The sequence below is a fragment of the Parapedobacter defluvii genome (assembly GCF_014642075.1).
Lineage (GTDB): Bacteria > Bacteroidota > Bacteroidia > Sphingobacteriales > Sphingobacteriaceae > Parapedobacter > Parapedobacter defluvii.
Genome location: NZ_BMIK01000024.1, coordinates 52911 through 69575, shown reverse-complemented (window position 1 = coordinate 69575; position 16665 = coordinate 52911). Strand labels below are relative to the sequence as shown.

Below are 16665 nucleotides of genomic sequence, written 5' to 3'. Positions count from 1 at the left end.
AAGACAGTGGATAATACCGCTCCCTATGTAGGCAGTAACGTGGTGTTCACCATAGTGGCGAGCAACAACGGTCCGAGCGACGCCACGGGCGTGGCGGTGACGGACGAACTGCCGTCGGGGTACGAATACGTAAGCTCGGATGTGAGCGCGGGTACGTTTGACGCGGCTGCGAATACATGGACGGTTGGCGGCCTGGCCAACGGTGCCAGCGAGACGCTGACCCTCACGGCGCGTGTACTTGCGGCCGGCGATTACATCAACTATGCGAGCGTGGACGGCGACGAGCATGATCCGGACGGTGACAACAACGAGGATACCCCGGACGATCCGGTGGTGCCGGTTCCGGTGACCGATCTGTCGGTCGTGAAGACAGTGGATAATACCGCTCCCTATGTAGGCAGTAACGTGGTGTTCACGATCGTGGTCAGCAATAACGGTCCGAGCGACGCGACAGGCGTGGCGGTGACGGACGAACTGCCGTCGGGGTACGAATACGTAAGCTCGGATGCGAGCGCGGGTACGTTTGACGCGGCTACCAACACATGGACGGTTGGCGGCCTGGCCAACGGTGCCAGCGAGACGCTGACCCTCACGGCGCGTGTACTTGCGGCCGGCGATTACATCAACTATGCGAGTGTGGCCGGTGACGAACACGATCCGGACGGTGACAACAACGAGGATACCCCGGACGATCCGGTGGTACCGGTTCCGGTCTATAAATTAGGCATAAGCAAGGAATCTGATCAAGATCGTGTGGTAGCAGGTGAAACAACTACCTTCACGGTCACGATGACCAATAATGGACCTTCGCCGATCGGAAGCGATGAAACCATCCAATTAGCTGAACTGCCAAGTGAAGGGATGACGATCACGGGCTATGCCGTCGTGTCTGGGAACGCGACGATTGCGGGCAACGCGAATGCAGCCACAGTAAGCACGACAGATGCCGTTGCAGTAGGTGGTACCATCGTGGTCCGCATAACGGCAATGGTCGATGCAGATGCCCCTGCGACGATCACAAATGGCATACAGGTTTGGGGTCCGGGTAAAGATCCGGAAACAGAGGAACCGGATGATGAGCATGAAACTCCCGAGATACCGGTGGATCGTGAATCCGCTATGGGTATCACCAAAGTAGCCGATCAATCGCGTGTAAAGGCGGGTACCCGTACCACCTTTACCCTCACGGTAACCAACAATGGACCGTCGGTTATCGAAGCTGGTAAGACGATTCAACTACATGAGCGTCCAAGTACGGGTGTAACGATCGTAGGCTATGAGGTGACAGCAGGGGCGGCTACGATTGCAGGTACGAACAACGAGGCCACGCTTACTACTATCGGTAAAATTCCAGTGGGCGGTACCATCACCGTGAAAGTTGCCGCCAATGTAGATGCCAACGCACCTGCCACCATCACCAATGGCATCAGCGTTTGGGGACCAGACAAAGATCCCGGTACGGAAGATCCGGATGACGAAGACGATACACCGGAAATCCCTGTGGATCCGAATGCCGTGTTGAGCATCACGAAGGTTGCCGATCAAGCACGTGTGAAGGCGGGTGAGAACGCAACATTTACACTCACCCTTACCAACGAAGGTCCATCATCCATCGCGAGCGGCGAAGACATTAGCTTGTCAGAGCGCCCCGGTGAATGGGTTACCATCACGGGATATACGGTAAGTTCAGGCAACGCAACTGTAAATGGCACAGGTAACCGTGCCGCTGTAACCACTAATGCCGTATTGCCACAAGGCGGTACCATCGTAGTCAAAGTAACTGCCACCATTGCCGGAGAAGCGGAAGGTACCATCACCAATGGCATCAGCGTTTGGGGACCGGATAAGAATCCAGATACGGACGATCCGGATGATACCGACGAGACGCCGGAAATTCCGGTTGACCCTAGCTACGCATTGAGCATCCGCAAACAGGCCAATGATGAAACCGTGGTTTCGGGTGGAAACACCAGCTTTACGGTAACCATCACAAACAATGGGCCGTCAACAATTGCTACCGGCAAAGTGATTAACTTGGAAGAACGTCCGGGAGCGGGTATCACCATCACGGGCTATGAAGTAACGTCGAGCAATGCGACCGTATCCGGTACCGGCAATAATCCGGCGCTCACTACGTCTGCGGCCATCCCGAGCAGCGGAACCATCGTGGTGGTGGTAAGTGCTGACGTAACGGCAGTGGCCGGCTCGACCATTGCTAATGGCATAGCCGTATGGGGTCCTGATAAGAACCCAGATACGGATGAAGAGGACGATGAAGACGAAACACCGGAAATTCCCGTGGAACGGCCGTATACGCTCAGTATTGAGAAGGTCGGTGACCAATCCATCGTAACTGCTGGACAGCCGACGACCTTCACGGTAACCGTAACCAATAATGGGCCGATGGCTATCGAAGCGGGTAAAGATATCGCACTCCAGGAACGTCCGGGAGCGGGTGTAACCATTACCGGCTACGAGGTGATTTCCGGAGCGGCCACGGTAGTGGGTGCTGGCAACCAGGCCACGATTGCGACAACCGGCGCTATCGACGTGGGCTCGACCATCGTGATCCGTATTACGGCAGACGTGGCTGTGACTGCTGCGGGAACCATCACGAATGGCATTACCGTTTGGGGGCCTGACCGGGATCCTGACACCGACGATCCGGACGATGAGGACGATACGAATCCGATTCCGGTGGATGCCACTTTGGTGATTCCGAATCTGTTTACCCCAAATGGCGATGGCTTGAACGACCTATTCGTGATCAGGAACCTGCTTCAATACCAGGGCCGGGAACTGATGGTCATCAACCGATGGGGCAATCAGGTCTACAAGAGCAACAACTACAACAACGATTGGGATGGAGGTTCACTCGCGGAAGGTACATACTATTACATCTTGCGTGTTCGCAACGGAAACAATGGCGAATGGCAAACCCATAAAGGTGCGGTAGCCATCATCAGAGTGACAGGCCGCTAAAGAGAGGATTACCTGCCGGGTGAATGCCCGGCAGGTTAACTGAAAGACGCTGATTTGACCATATCCAATAAACAGATAAAGACATGAAGAAGTATTTTTTTCTATTGCTGATCGTCCTTTTAACCGCCCCTGTGTTTGCCCAACAGGCGGTACAGTATAGCCAGTACATGTTCAATGGGTTATACATCAATCCGGCGTACGCCGGTTATCGTGGGCCGGTAAACTTTCATACCTATTACCGCTCGCAATGGACCGGCATGCCCGGTGGTCCGAGTACACTGGCCCTGGCCGCGGATATGCGTACCGCAGGTGACAATGTGGGGCTTGGGCTGAACCTGATGAGTGATCGCGTGGGATTAGAAAAACGCGTTTATGCCTATGCGAACTATGCTTACCGGCTGCGCGTGGGGTGGGATCCCGAAGATAGGTTGGCATTCGGCATAGGTTTGGGATTTATTCATTCCGGATTTGATAATGCTGCTGCGCGTACTGAGGATCCCGAATCCGTGAACATCGAGAATTCGTTTCTGCCCGATGCCCGGTTTGGCGTATATTATTCTACCAATACCTTTTTTGCCGGCGTTGGTGTGGACAATTTGATTTCGCAACTGATCTTCAACGACAATAACGGAAGCACCCGCATCCCTCCGGTTACGCAATATTACATTACCGGTGGGGGCATTGTTCCGTTGGCCACCGATATTCTCTTGAAGCCATCTATTTTGGTGAAAAATGCGAACAATGCGGCCAGCCGCGCGTGGACGACGGATCTGAATGCAGCGGTCATTTTTGCCGAGCAGTTTACGTTTGGGCTTTCTTACCGTACTGCACTTTCCAGTGGAAAGCAATTAAGCGAAAGCCTTAAAAGGCCAAATTCCATTATTGCCCTCGCTGAGTTTGTTGCCGCCGGACAATTCCGCATCGGTTATTCCTTTGACTATGCGCTCAATAGAATCAATAACCAGGTTGGGGGAACCCATGAGATCTCGTTAGGATATTCACTGAACAAAGGAACACAGCGCGTACGTACACCCCGGTATTTCTAAACAAAATAACCCCTACCTATGAAATTTTTTGACACGAAAGCTAACTTGATTTTGGGACTTTGCTTATTCGTTATTGTTCCGTTGCAGGCACAGTATTCGTTGCTGAAGTCTGCCGATCGTGAATTTGATGCATTCAACTTCATCAAGGCGATTGAGTTATACCAACGGGCATATGAGGCCAAACCGGATATCAGAACGGCCGAACGACTGGCGGAGTCGTACTATCACATCCGGAATTACCGTGAAGCGGAAACCTGGTATGCCCGCTTAGCCAACCATGACGAAGCAAAGATTGATCATATTCTGCAATACGGGCATGTGCTTCGCAACAATTCGAAATTCCGGGAGGCAAAAGCGCAATACCAACGGGTGGCGCTGAAGGCAGATGGAATCATCAGCAAAGAGGAGCTGAATATATTGTATGCCTCGTGCGACTCTGCCGTGGTTTGGCTGGAAAATCCCGTCAAAGCTGTGGAGGTTAAAAACCAAAAAAAATGGAATAGCGCGCAAGCCGAATTCGGTGCAACCAAAGGTCCGGATGGACTGTATTTTGCTTCCGACCGGTTTGACGGAGCGGCAAAACCGGATGTTATTTATGGCTGGACAGGTAACCCATATCTGTCCATGTACGTGGCAAAGGAAAACACGGTGGGTAAAGTGGATGCCACTTGGGGCGATGGGGCCAATCATTTCGGGCCTGCGACGTTTTCCAAACAACGAAATGAAATCTATTTTGCCGTAACCCGTAACTTAACCAGGGAAGAAAAGCGAAAGGCAGGGAAGGATGTGACCGTCAATATCGAAATTTTTTCTAATTCATTGGATTCAGCAAACTGGGGTGCGGATGCCGTTCCATTCCGTTACAACAATATCACGGAGTGGTCTGTGGGAGACCCTTTTCTAACAACATCCGGCGATACGCTCTATTTTACGTCGGACATGCCGGGGGGTAAGGGGGGAACCGATATCTATTATGTAGTTCGCCAAGGAGACGGAACCTGGGGCGATGCGGTCAATCTGGGCGATGCGGTGAATACACCCGGTGATGAGCGGTTCCCAGCGATCGATGATCGCGGTGATTTTTATTTTTCATCAGATGGACATTTGGGAATGGGAGGATTGGATGTATACCGCGTGGTTGGGACCGGCAATGCCACCAAGGCCGTTAATTTAGGCTTTCCGTTCAATTCACCTTACGATGATTTCTCCATCCGGTTTGATAAGGAACTGGAAGGATATATGGCCTCGAATCGAAGCGGTGGCGCCGGGGCAGACGATATTTATTGGTTCAATCTGAACAAAATAGTCCAGATTGATTTAGAGGGAGGCGTTTATAACGAAAAGACCAGGCTCCCCGTGACCGGGGCGAAAGTGACTCTTACGCCCGTTGGCGAGGAAGTGAATGCCGTAATTGTCAACGCCGGAACGGACGGAAAATTCAAATTTAATCTGGCGGAAAATACAGATTATACGCTCACTGCCGAACAGACCGGGTTCCGCGAATTTACGCCGATGGCGTTTTCGACCTCAGGCATCGATTCCAGCACTACGTTGCAGAAAGACATCTACCTTTCGCCGGTCGAAGTGAAGGAAGTGGTTGTACTCCGTAATATCTATTTCGATTTTGATAAAGCCGATATCCGCCCAGACGCGGCTTTGGAACTGGATAAGATTGCTGCATTTCTAAACAGTGATCCCAGCGTGCGCATCGAACTGAGTGCACATGCGGACTCCAGGGGAACCGCAGCTTATAACATGAAACTGACCCAACGACGGGCCGATTCGGCGGTGGCATACTTGGTCAGTAAAGGAATTGCAGCCAGCCGCTTGGTTGCCAAAGGATATGGTTTCACTAAACTGGCCAACCATTGCGCCAAAGGAGTTGAATGTACCGAAGAGGAGCATCAGTGGAACAGACGGGTGGAATTCTTTGTGATTGGGAATGACGAATGAAAGGCACTTAATCCGATTTACAACTAGACGTATTTATTCAATACCCATTGTCCGAAATCGGCAAATTTTGTCAGTTGGAGTTCCCGTTTGTCGGATGCGATTTCCTCCAATTTTGCAGTCATCTTCTTGCGGGCCGCTGCTTTCCACGCATTTCCCCGGCGTTTGGGGTCTACTGCAACGGTATGGAAGATTAATTTCTCGGTTTTATAGGCTTTGCCCTGTTTACTGAACGCTCTTTTGTACGACCGGATCTCATACTCAATGTAGCCAATATCATCCGTTTCGTAACTGATAAGGATTTGGAGCAGGCGCCCCGCACGATAGGCAAGGTGTTGCGGGGTTTGTTTGGCAACCGCGGTGAGCAGGTTTAATGGTTTCTTCGCCTTACTCCATTGTTGTAACATAAAATGAGTGAATGCGACAAAAAAGTAATATTCCAATTGTTTTTCGTGACCCTCTATGATCTTTTGTGTATCCCCATTAGCCGAAGATTGCACGATAAATTGGGCAGCTATTTCATATTGTTTGCAGCCCACATACCGATTTAATCGGTATACGCGCGCGGTCAATGTGGCTACACTTTTAAAATGTTCCGGGTAGGTGCGTTCTGACAGTGCTGCCAACTTATCAATAAAAGGGGTCATTTCTTGATAATAACCTATGCTCCGGAGACTGTCAAGGATGCCATCAAGTGCCGATAGATAATCATACGGGGGGTAATCCCACATGGATTCGTTGGCTTCGGTCAATTTGGTCAGCTCATTGAATATCCGCAGCGCGGAGCGGTATTCGCCGGAATGAATAAAAAAGAAAGATTGGAAGAGCAAGTGTAATTTCTGAGGCTCAAACTGATGCTGACTACCTCGTGTAGAAAGGCTAAGTTCGCTTAAGATCAAATCATTCACCTGTTTATCCTGCTTGCTGCTTTCCGGGCGTTTTCCATGCGTAAGCCGGTGGCTAAGAAGCTCATAAAGCGAATAATGTTCGTGGATCTGCCGAAGTGATTGCAGGGTGTGTTTTGCCTTCATTTGCTTGTCCACCAATTGCTGCTCACTAAGCCCCGGAAATCCCATGTCTGCAAGTGCGGTTAACTCCATCCGGGCGGCTTGGTAGGCAACCGGATGGTGCTGGCTTGCTACTGCTAATTTGAAAGCCTTATGAAGCTCCTTGAATGCCCTGGAAGGGATGGAGCGTTCGAAACACAACCTTGCTTTCAGTAGGCATTGGTATTGTTGGTACCATGTATCCTGTTCGATACGGATCTGTACCAGCATGTCCGTTAATGTTTTGTATAAATAAGCGGCTGTATTTTCCAATGACTTCGTCGGATATTGCTTTTTGTATTGCTCTTGCCAGGATATTCCTTCGGGACTTGCAGGCGCTGCAATCAATTCATACAGTAGCAGGTAGTCACTTTCTTCCTTCAATCGGATACTGTTTAATTGAAAGAGCTTTTTTTCAGCGGCGGAAAGTGACTTGACGAGTTTTTCGAGTTCGTAGAACAACATGGTAAGTAAAGCAGCTAATGAAGAATAAGTTGAAAATAATATATTATTTAACTATTTGATTATAAGTTTTTTATTAAATTATTTTGATGTTTTGTTTGTATTATAATTCATAAAATTATGAAAAAAAGGTCGATTTATCAAAAATATACCCGTTACTTTTGACAGTATTATAAGCCAAGTTGCATTTTTTAACCAGTTGTATGAGCAGTAAAATAATCGTTGTAGGTAGTATGAATATGGATATGGTGGTGAAGACAAGCCATATTCCACAACCCGGAGAGACAGTCTTGGGTGGATCTTTTTTGATGAATCCCGGTGGAAAGGGAGCGAATCAAGCTGTGGCTGTTGCCCGTTTGGGTGGTGACGTGACCTTCATCGGTAAAATCGGTGATGACATTTTTGGAAAGCAATCTTCCCAACTGTTTGATGAAGAAGGGGTAGATACGAACGGCATTTTGGCCGATGATCACAGTCCTTCGGGCATTGCGCTGATTACCGTGGATGAACGCGGTGAAAATAGTATCGTAGTGGCACCGGGTGCGAATGCCCATTTAGAACCTAACGATGTGGAAGAGGTGTTGGATAAGTACCCCGATGGCAAAATTCTACTGGTTCAATTGGAGATACCGATGCGGACGGTAGAACACGCCGCCCGCCTCGCCCGGAGTAGAGGCATGCAAGTAATTCTTAATCCCGCACCTGCGAATAGCTTAGTACCCAGTATGTTTAATTTAATTGACATCATTACGCCTAATGTCCATGAAGCAGAGATGTTGTCGGGCGTTCGTATTGTCGACGTACCGAGTGCCCGCCAGGCAGCCGAAAGCATACACCAACAGGGAGTGAAACACGTGATCGTTACATTGGGAAAAGAAGGAGCGGCACTGTTGGAAGAAGGCGTGTTTTACCACATTCCGGCCCCAAGTGTCGAGACGGTGGATACGACCGCTGCCGGCGATGTGTTCAATGGAGCCCTCGCGGTGGCTGTAAGCGAAGGCAGGGCACTGACAGATGCGGTGTCTTTTGCCTGCCAAGCGGCATCTATTGCTGTGACGCGCATGGGGGCACAATCTTCTATTCCGTTCCGTAACGAGGTGCTATTGAGTAATATGACGTAAACAATAAGTGTAAACCGATTTTAAAACCAACAAATTATGTTTATCGTAGAAAGTTATGGAATAGCAGTTATATTCTGCATCATCACGATGCTCTGCTGGGGCTCCTGGGCTAACACACAGAAGGTGGTACAGCGGGAATGGCGTTTTGAGCTGTTCTATTGGGATTACGTTTTGGGGATTTTCCTGTTGGCCCTTATCGGTGCGTTTACCATGGGTAGCACGGGAGAATCGGGTAGACCATTCTTGGCCGACCTCTCGCAGGCGGAAGGAGCTAATATCAGGAGCGCATTTATCGGCGGAGTGGTATTCAATTTGGCTAATATCCTGCTTACAGCGGCTATTGCCGGTGCGGGGATGGCTGTTGCTTTTCCCGTCGGAATCGGCCTGGCACTGGTAATCGGTGTACTCATTAATTACCTGATGCATGCCAAGGGTGACCCTGTCTTTCTATTTCTGGGGGTAGGCTTGGTGACCTTGGCTATCATACTCAATGCGGTGGCTTACGGGAAGCACTCGGGTGGAACAGGAAAAAAAGGCGTGGGAAAGTGGATTGTGATATCAGTTATCGCAGGAGTGTTGATGTCTACGTTCTATCCATTTATCGCAGCAGGGATGGATTTGGAGAATTTTGTTTCGCCTGCACCGGGAAAAATGACTCCTTATACTGCTTTTGTCGTGTTTGCGGGAGGTATTTTAGTGAGTAATGTATTATTCAATACCATACTCATGCGCAAGCCATTGGAAGGGACACCTAGCAGCTACGGTGAATATTTCCGGGGTCGCTTTGGTGTGCACCTGGTAGGCATTTTGGGCGGTTGCATTTGGGGGCTGGGCAATCTCTTCAATCTGATTGCAGCGGGGAAAGCCGGTCCGGCCATTTCCTATGGTCTTGGGCAGGGTGCCACACTGGTGGCCGCGTTGTGGGGGGTATTGATATGGAAAGAATTTAAGGGAGGATCAAAGACCGTAAATGGACTCGTGGCCGCGATGTTTGTCCTGTTTGTGGTTGGACTAGGGTTGGTGATTGCCGCGGGAAGGTAATAAAGGGCTAGTACGGAATAAATAACATAAAGCTGCTACGGACACGTAGGAACAGACGATCATACCGCTACGAGGTGACACATCGCTGTACAGGCAAGTTATTGAAAAAAAAATGGGTTTATCATAAACGTAAAGCTATGAAATTAAGGAATTTAAGATTGTTTTGTGCACTGTTTTGTTGGCTGGTCACGACTCAACTGGCAGTTGCTCAGGTCACGGTATCGGGAAAGGTATCGGATCAGAACACGGGTAATCCCTTAGCTGGCGCAACCGTAAAAGAATTAAATGGACAAGGCGGGGCGACGACCGATGATGCCGGTGCATTTTCCCTGTCGGTTTCGTCCGCCGACGCCACATTGGTAGTGAGTTACATGGGATATCAATCGCAGGAAATTGCGTTGTCGGGTCGGAAAACAGTAGACATCAGCCTCGTGGCGGGTGATGCTGCGTTGGATGAGGTCGTTGTCATCGGATACGGTACGGTCAAGAAAAAAGACCTGACAGGGGCCGTTTCCGTGGTCAATACCGAATTGCTCCGTGACCGGAATTCACAGGACATTGTGGGAGCCATGCAGGGTCTCGCATCGGGTGTAAAAGTAACGTCGAGCGGTTTACCGGGCCAGCAGGCTTCGATTATTATCCGCGGTTTGGGAAGCCTGACAAACAACGCTCCACTGTTTATCGTCGATGGAATGATCGGGGGCGAAGCACACCTGAACCCTGCCGATGTTGAATCCATCCAGGTGCTGAAAGATGCTTCGTCTGCGGCTATCTACGGTTCCAGAGCGGCAAACGGTGTGGTAATCATTACGACCAAAAGCGGTAAAGAAGGACCCATGAAAATCCAGTTTGACGGCAACGTAACGAGCACCAACTTGCCCCGGTACGATTTAATGGATGCGGAAACCTGGAAAAGGTACGATGACCTTGCTTATGACGAAGCGATTCGGACGGGTGTGGCCGGCGTGGTTAGCAGACAAAACCATTTTGACGCCAACACCGATTGGCAGGAAGAGATGCTGCGTACCGGTGTGCTGCAGAACTATAACCTGTCGTTTTCAGGAGGCTCGAAATCAGGCAACTATTTTGTGTCGTTTAACCGGATGGTAGATGATGGGGCGCTGTACGGATCCGGGTACGACCGGTATGGTTTCCGGGTCAATACGAGTGGCAAGAAAGGCATTTTTTCGTATGGTGAAAATTTTGTTTATACGAAAACCGACCGCAAGAATCTGAATGGGAACCCTTGGGCGGATTTTATTGCCATTTCTCCTACGATACCGGTAAAGGATGAAGCCAATCCGGGAGGATATGGTTATGGGAATCCCGATAGGGCCAATAACTATGGACGAAATTTGGTGGCGATGCAGGAATTGCGCCCTCAGGATAATCCGGAAAACCTACTGAAGGCGAATGTGTTCGGTCAACTCTCCTTATTTGATGCGCTGCACGCAAAACTCAACTTAGCGTATACAAATTATTCGGGGGTAACCAATACCTTACGTAAATCAGGCAATTGGACCATGGGACAGGGAAATGACGCTGCAAGCCTGGGATTCGAAAATTACAGAAGTGACGACATACTCATTGAGCAGACATTGAACTACAAAAAACGGATTGGCAGGCACGACATCGATGCCATCGGCGGGGTGACCTATAATACGTTTTTTGGGCAGACCAATTGGATTACCAAGCTGGATCCGCTGGTGATCGGGGATAAATATATTACCTCTCTTGATGCAGCGACCGGTATTACCACGGCAGGAGGAAGTTACCAAAAGGCACGGATCCTGTCCTATTTGGGGCGTGTAAATTATGCTTTTGACGATAAATACCTGGTTCAGGCCACCATCCGGCGAGACGGTACCTCCCGATTGCCGGAAACCACCCGGTGGGGTAATTTTGCTTCGTTTTCTGCAGCATGGCGCATCAGTGGCGAGCCGTTCTTTGATGTGCCTTTTGTAAACGATTTGAAGCTTAGGGCCAGCCACGGCACGTTAGGAAACAGCAGCATCGGATATTGGGATTACCAAGCGGTAATCAATACAGCTCCCCGTGCTGTCTTTGGTTCTCCGGAAACCAAAGTGCTGGGGATGACACAGTCCAGGCTGACGAATACCGACTTGGTGTGGGAGCGGAAAACAACCACCAATGTCGGTGTTGATGCAGTACTGTTAGACAACCGATTGACGTTTACCGCGGAATATTTCCATTCCAAGAGTAAAGACCTCCTTGTGTATTTGCCTATTTTGATGTCTTCGGGCAACGAAGGTGGAAATCCCGCCGTCAATGCCGGCAGTTTGGCAAACAGGGGTTTCGAAATTGAGACGGGATGGAAGGACAAAATAGGCAGCGAGTTTTCGTATTCAGCTTCCTTGAATCTATCCAGGGTACGAAATAAAGTGCTGGATTTAGGTTATGGGAGGGTTGAGTACTATGAATTTTTATCCAAAGCAGCCATCGGTCAGCCGTTGGGTGCATTTTATCTGTACCGGATGTTGGGAGTCTTCCAATCTGCCCAGGATGTGGAAAATCACAAGAACTCACAAGGAATGGTTATCCAACCGGATGCATTGCCGGGAGATATCAAATACGATGATTACAATAACGATGGGATTATATCCTCGGAAGACAGGCAACTGGTCGGTAATCCGTGGCCGAAATTCGAAATGGGACTTTCCCTGGGTGCGGCATACAAAGGCTTTGACATCGGAATTAACGGATACGGACGTTTCGGCCAGGATGTCTGGAATGGAGCAGCTGCGGCTGCGGCCGATTTCGCAAATAACCAGAACAACTTTAATGGTATCGTTCCTTGGACACCTGAAAATCCGGTGAATGACCGTCCAAGAATCGTTTTTGGAGATACACGCAACAGCCGGGGCGACCAAAGCAGGTGGTTGGAAAACGGTTCGTTTTTCCGGCTGAGTCAGATCGCGCTGGGTTATACCGTGCCGGAACGGCTTTCAAGAGGTATCGGACTGGAGCGGATCCGCACGGGTGTTACGTTGCAAAATCTGGTCACTTTTACCCGTTACACGGGGTTGGATCCGGAGTTCCGGGATTCGGGAATATTCACCATCGGAGCCGATAATACCTCGTTCCCCAATCCGCGGTCCGTTATGTTTTCATTATCGTTTACATTTTAAATCAATTCAGACATGAAAAGATATATCGTTTATTTGACAGGTGTATTCTCACTGATCGTTATTTCATGTGATGAATCAAAATTGGATATCAATAATGAGAATACCATATCAACAGGCAACTTTTGGAAGACAGAAGCCGATATTGAACATGGTGTGGTAGCCGTATATAACATGTTTTACCGGCAAGGCACCTGGACCCGGAATATATACACCCAGATGCAGGGGATGGCTGACGATGGTGTCAGTTTGGCGGGATGGACCGAACTGAACGAATACGCAAAGTTTATATTTACCAACTATAATTTTGGCGAAGTAAACACAAAAATATGGCGAGAGCATTATATCGCGGTCTTTCGGGCAAATCAGGTACTGGATCACATCGATGATATACCATTCAGCAATGAACAGCACCGGCAGGATCTGATCGGGCAGGTTAAATTTTTGCGTTCCTTTTACTATTTCTACCTGACCACACTCTGGGAGAATATCCCTTTCGTGTTAAAAACCTCTTCGGCGTCTGATGCACCGGAACAGAAAACGCCGGCAGAAGTTTTCGCGCAGCTTGAAGAGGATCTAAACGATGCGGTCTCAAAACTGCCGGCTACCCGGCCGGAATCCGATTACGGTCGTCCTACCAAGGGGGCTGCTTATGCACTATTGGCAAAAGTGTACATGCAGGACCATAAATGGCAAGAGGCCGTTCAGTGCCTGGAATGGCTGGTAGACGGAGAGGGTAAAAATTACTACGATCTGACGACCGATTACGGGGACAACTTCCGCAATACGACCGAGAACAATAGAGAGTCGTTATATGAGATCCAGTTTTCGCTGATAAACCGCGTAGGTTTCGATCAAACAGACAACCATTTGGATCCAAACGCTCAATTGGGTACCCAGATCGAAATGAACCAGGCGCCGGTGGGAATCGGATGGAATAATGTGGAGGCCCGGCGGTGGTTAGTGGATTACTATAAACGTGAGCAAACCACGGATGGGAAAAATGACATGCGCCTGTTTTACAGTGTGTGGTATGACGACGCAGGAAAGGATTTTCCCGAACGGCCCGATACCTTGATTTACGGAAACAATTGGAGAGCGGATTGGGGAAAACGCGTATTCATTAAGAAATACAGTACCGATGAAAACCCCATCTATTACTGGAATGATAACAATTTCCGCTCGTTACGGTATGCGGATATCCTCTTATTGTATGCCGAGGCCTTAAATGAGTTAAACGGTCCTACGCCCAAAGCCATCGAATGCCTGAACCGGGTAAGACAGCGGGTAAAACTGCCGGCGATCCAGAACAGTACGTATTACGACGGGGCACAAATCGTTAGCGATAAAGCCGCATTTAAGGAGCATCTGAAGATTGAACGGGCATTGGAGCTTAGCCTGGAATGCGTTCGGTGGATCGATTTGAAAAGATGGGGACTGGATGATCAGGCTACGATTAACGAGTTGAAAAGCAGGGATAGCGATTTCAATAACTTTATCATCGGAAAATCGTCGCGCATGCCCATCCCGCAAAGCGAGGTGGATAACAATCCGAATCTTACACAAAATCCAAACTATTGATCCGGATTCACCAGCCCGATTGCCATAGCAATCAGGCTGATGAAGACCACGTTTAATCAGATTTCAGACATGAAAAATAGTGGATTCCTTCGATTCTTACCCTTAACCGTTTTGTGCTTTCTTGTGTACGCATTTACGGACGATGAAAGCCGGACCATTGTCCCGGAGGTAAATTACGAATTCAGCGGCGGGGCGGGGCATTATAACTATGCGCCGAGTGTTATTCAGGATCAATATGGCATTCGGTATGCGTTTGTATGTCAAAATCTCGAACCTTTCAAAATTGTGGACTATATTTATCTGTATAAAGGCATCCCCACAAAAGACGGCTATAAATGGCAACCGGGAACCCGGCTGGTGGAACCTTCTGATATCGGATGGGATATCAATCACATATGCGATCCCGATGTGAGGGCATTTAAGACAACTTACCAGGGTGAAACCTACGATTACATCATGACCTACCTGGGAACCGACCAATGGGATAATAAACACAATCAGATCGGTTTGGCTATTTCCAAGAACATTGAAGGACCATATATTAAGTTCGATAAAAATCCGATTGTGCCATCCGACGACCGCACGAAGTGGGGCGTAGGTCAAAGTACGTCCATCGTCTTAAATGACTCTACTATACGCCTTTTCTATTCCAATTCTAGCGGCGGCTTTACCTACAGGGATGTGATCTTGAATGATCTGAATCATATACGGTTGGGAGAAGAAAAGAGAATAGCCGGAATGGGGAGCAATAACTATCCGGCCTTTTCGGAAAAAAACTGTTACATGGTTTCGGAGAGAAGGGTGAACATGGACACACAGATTCCCACATGGGTCGGCAACGTGGCTGAGCTCACCTACATTCCGCTGGACCAGGATCTGACCAAAAGCGGTGATAAATGGATCAAAATAGGAGCGGTTACACCCAACGAATCGGGGTTTCCACGTAACCATAACCCCGGAATCTTGACGGATGAAAGGGGATACATGCTGAACGATGACGAATTAATCATGTATTTTACCCCCGCAGTGACGGGCTCAAATTGGTTATGGTCTTATGATATGTATTCTGCCAGGTTTAACCTGAAAGAGTTTTTTAGCAAGTGAGATGAAACAAATAGCGATAGGACTCATGCTCCTCTTCGGTTTTCAAGGGATGAGCTTTGGATTTCAAGCCCGTAAGCCTATTTTGGTCATTACGGATTGTTATCATCCTTATCAGGATCCGGGAGACAATCTTGATCTGATACAGGGATTTGCGCTCCGTGACGTGGAGCTGTTGGGTATTGTACTGGATATCACCGATGCGTTCCGGAAAGATACGGCCGATCATCCCACTTTATGGAAAGATCCCAGGGGTCCAAGGGAAGCGGGGATTATTCCGGTACAGCAGCTTAATTACATCTTTAACCGCAATGTGCCTTTTGCCGTTGGTCCGATGACCCTTATGAAAACGGAAATGGACGAAATGCGGGATTCGCCCGGATTTGAGCAGGAAGGCATAAAGCTGTTACTGGATGTTCTCAGGAAGAGCCCGGAACCGATTGAGGTATTGTCATTTGGCAGCGCAAGGGCGTTGGCTGTGGCTTTCAACCGGGAGCCTGAGTTGCTGAAAAAGAAGATCAAACGCATTCATTTGAGTGCGGGCACCGCCAGTAAGAATTATGCATTGGGTAAAGATGAGGGGGCCAATATGATTCCCGGCGGAGAATGGAATGTAGCGTTGGATGTGTATGCCTTTACGCGGATATTGAAGTCGGGCTTACCCCTGGCACTGTATCCCTGTGCAGGGAAAGACGGTGGTTTTGTCAAAGACATCAACACTAGTTATTACACACTGTACGACATGTCTTTTTTGAGCAGCATGCATCCGAAACTGCAATGTTACCTGGACTATGCATTTGATAAAACCCTGAGGTACGATTTCCTCCGGTCCATGGACGCCGGGGCACCGTATACAGCGGGGAAAAAGCCACAGTTCGACACGTTTCACGTGTGGGAGTCTGCAATCTGGTTAAATGCAACGGATCGGATCATCGCTAAAAGTGAAGATGGAAAGTACAGGCTGGTAAAAAAGGAGCAGCTTGAAGATACGGACCGGGTGATAGAAAACGGTTTACGGCCCTGTAGGCTGACGGAAATTAGAGATGACGGGCGTTTTCAGTTTGAATACACTGCGGGCGATTCCCCTATTTATATATACCATCGGTCCGATACCGAAGAGAACGAAAAAGCCCTGAATGCGGTGATTCCAAAACTTTTTGAATCGTTCGAACCGTAGTGCCGGATTGAT

10 protein-coding genes are annotated in these 16665 nt (G+C 49.0%); 9 read left to right on the top strand and 1 reads right to left on the bottom strand.

Annotated features, from left to right (window positions below):
- From IEX60_RS22080 to IEX60_RS22070, 3 genes are all read left to right on the top strand, one after another.
- The coding region (locus IEX60_RS22080; RefSeq protein WP_188753570.1) for a T9SS type B sorting domain-containing protein at positions 1-2982 on the top strand (2982 nt) is incomplete at its 5' end.
- A gap of 83 nt (positions 2983-3065) precedes the next feature.
- Positions 3066-4028, top strand: coding sequence for a PorP/SprF family type IX secretion system membrane protein (locus tag IEX60_RS22075; protein WP_188753569.1), 963 nt, complete (start codon positions 3066-3068; stop codon positions 4026-4028).
- A gap of 18 nt (positions 4029-4046) precedes the next feature.
- Positions 4047-5981 (top strand): OmpA family protein, encoded by a 1935-nt coding sequence (locus IEX60_RS22070; RefSeq protein ID WP_188753568.1) that lies wholly within the window; start codon positions 4047-4049, stop codon positions 5979-5981.
- Between the two features lie 23 nt (positions 5982-6004).
- On the opposite strand, the gene IEX60_RS22065 is transcribed toward IEX60_RS22070, so the two are convergent.
- A complete protein-coding gene (locus tag IEX60_RS22065) occupies positions 6005-7489 on the bottom strand; it encodes a hypothetical protein (protein ID WP_188753567.1) in 1485 nt (494 codons plus the stop codon).
- A 200-nt stretch (positions 7490-7689) separates the two neighbouring features.
- On the opposite strand from IEX60_RS22065, the gene rbsK reads away from it, so the two are divergent.
- The 6 genes from rbsK (at position 7690) to IEX60_RS22035 (ending at position 16653) form a co-directional block, all read left to right on the top strand.
- A complete protein-coding gene (gene rbsK / locus IEX60_RS22060) occupies positions 7690-8607 on the top strand; it encodes a ribokinase (RefSeq protein ID WP_188753566.1) in 918 nt (305 codons plus the stop codon).
- 36 nt (positions 8608-8643) lie between these two features.
- Entirely contained in the window at positions 8644-9648 is a 1005-nt protein-coding gene (locus IEX60_RS22055) for a GRP family sugar transporter (protein WP_188753565.1), read from the top strand.
- Positions 9649-9785: 137 nt separating this feature from the next.
- Positions 9786-12797, top strand: coding sequence for a SusC/RagA family TonB-linked outer membrane protein (locus IEX60_RS22050; RefSeq protein ID WP_188753564.1), 3012 nt, complete (start codon positions 9786-9788; stop codon positions 12795-12797).
- A 12-nt stretch (positions 12798-12809) separates the two neighbouring features.
- Positions 12810-14375 carry a RagB/SusD family nutrient uptake outer membrane protein gene (locus tag IEX60_RS22045; RefSeq protein ID WP_188753563.1) on the top strand — a complete coding sequence of 522 codons (1566 nt, stop codon included), beginning with the start codon at positions 12810-12812 and terminating at the stop codon, positions 14373-14375.
- 39 nt (positions 14376-14414) lie between these two features.
- Positions 14415-15479: a glycoside hydrolase family protein gene (locus IEX60_RS22040; RefSeq protein ID WP_229717708.1), complete on the top strand. Its 1065-nt coding sequence runs from the start codon at positions 14415-14417 to the stop codon at positions 15477-15479.
- Position 15480: 1 nt separating this feature from the next.
- Positions 15481-16653, top strand: a complete 1173-nt coding sequence (locus tag IEX60_RS22035; protein ID WP_229717706.1) for a nucleoside hydrolase — start codon at positions 15481-15483, stop codon at positions 16651-16653.
- Positions 16654-16665 lie beyond the last annotated feature (12 nt).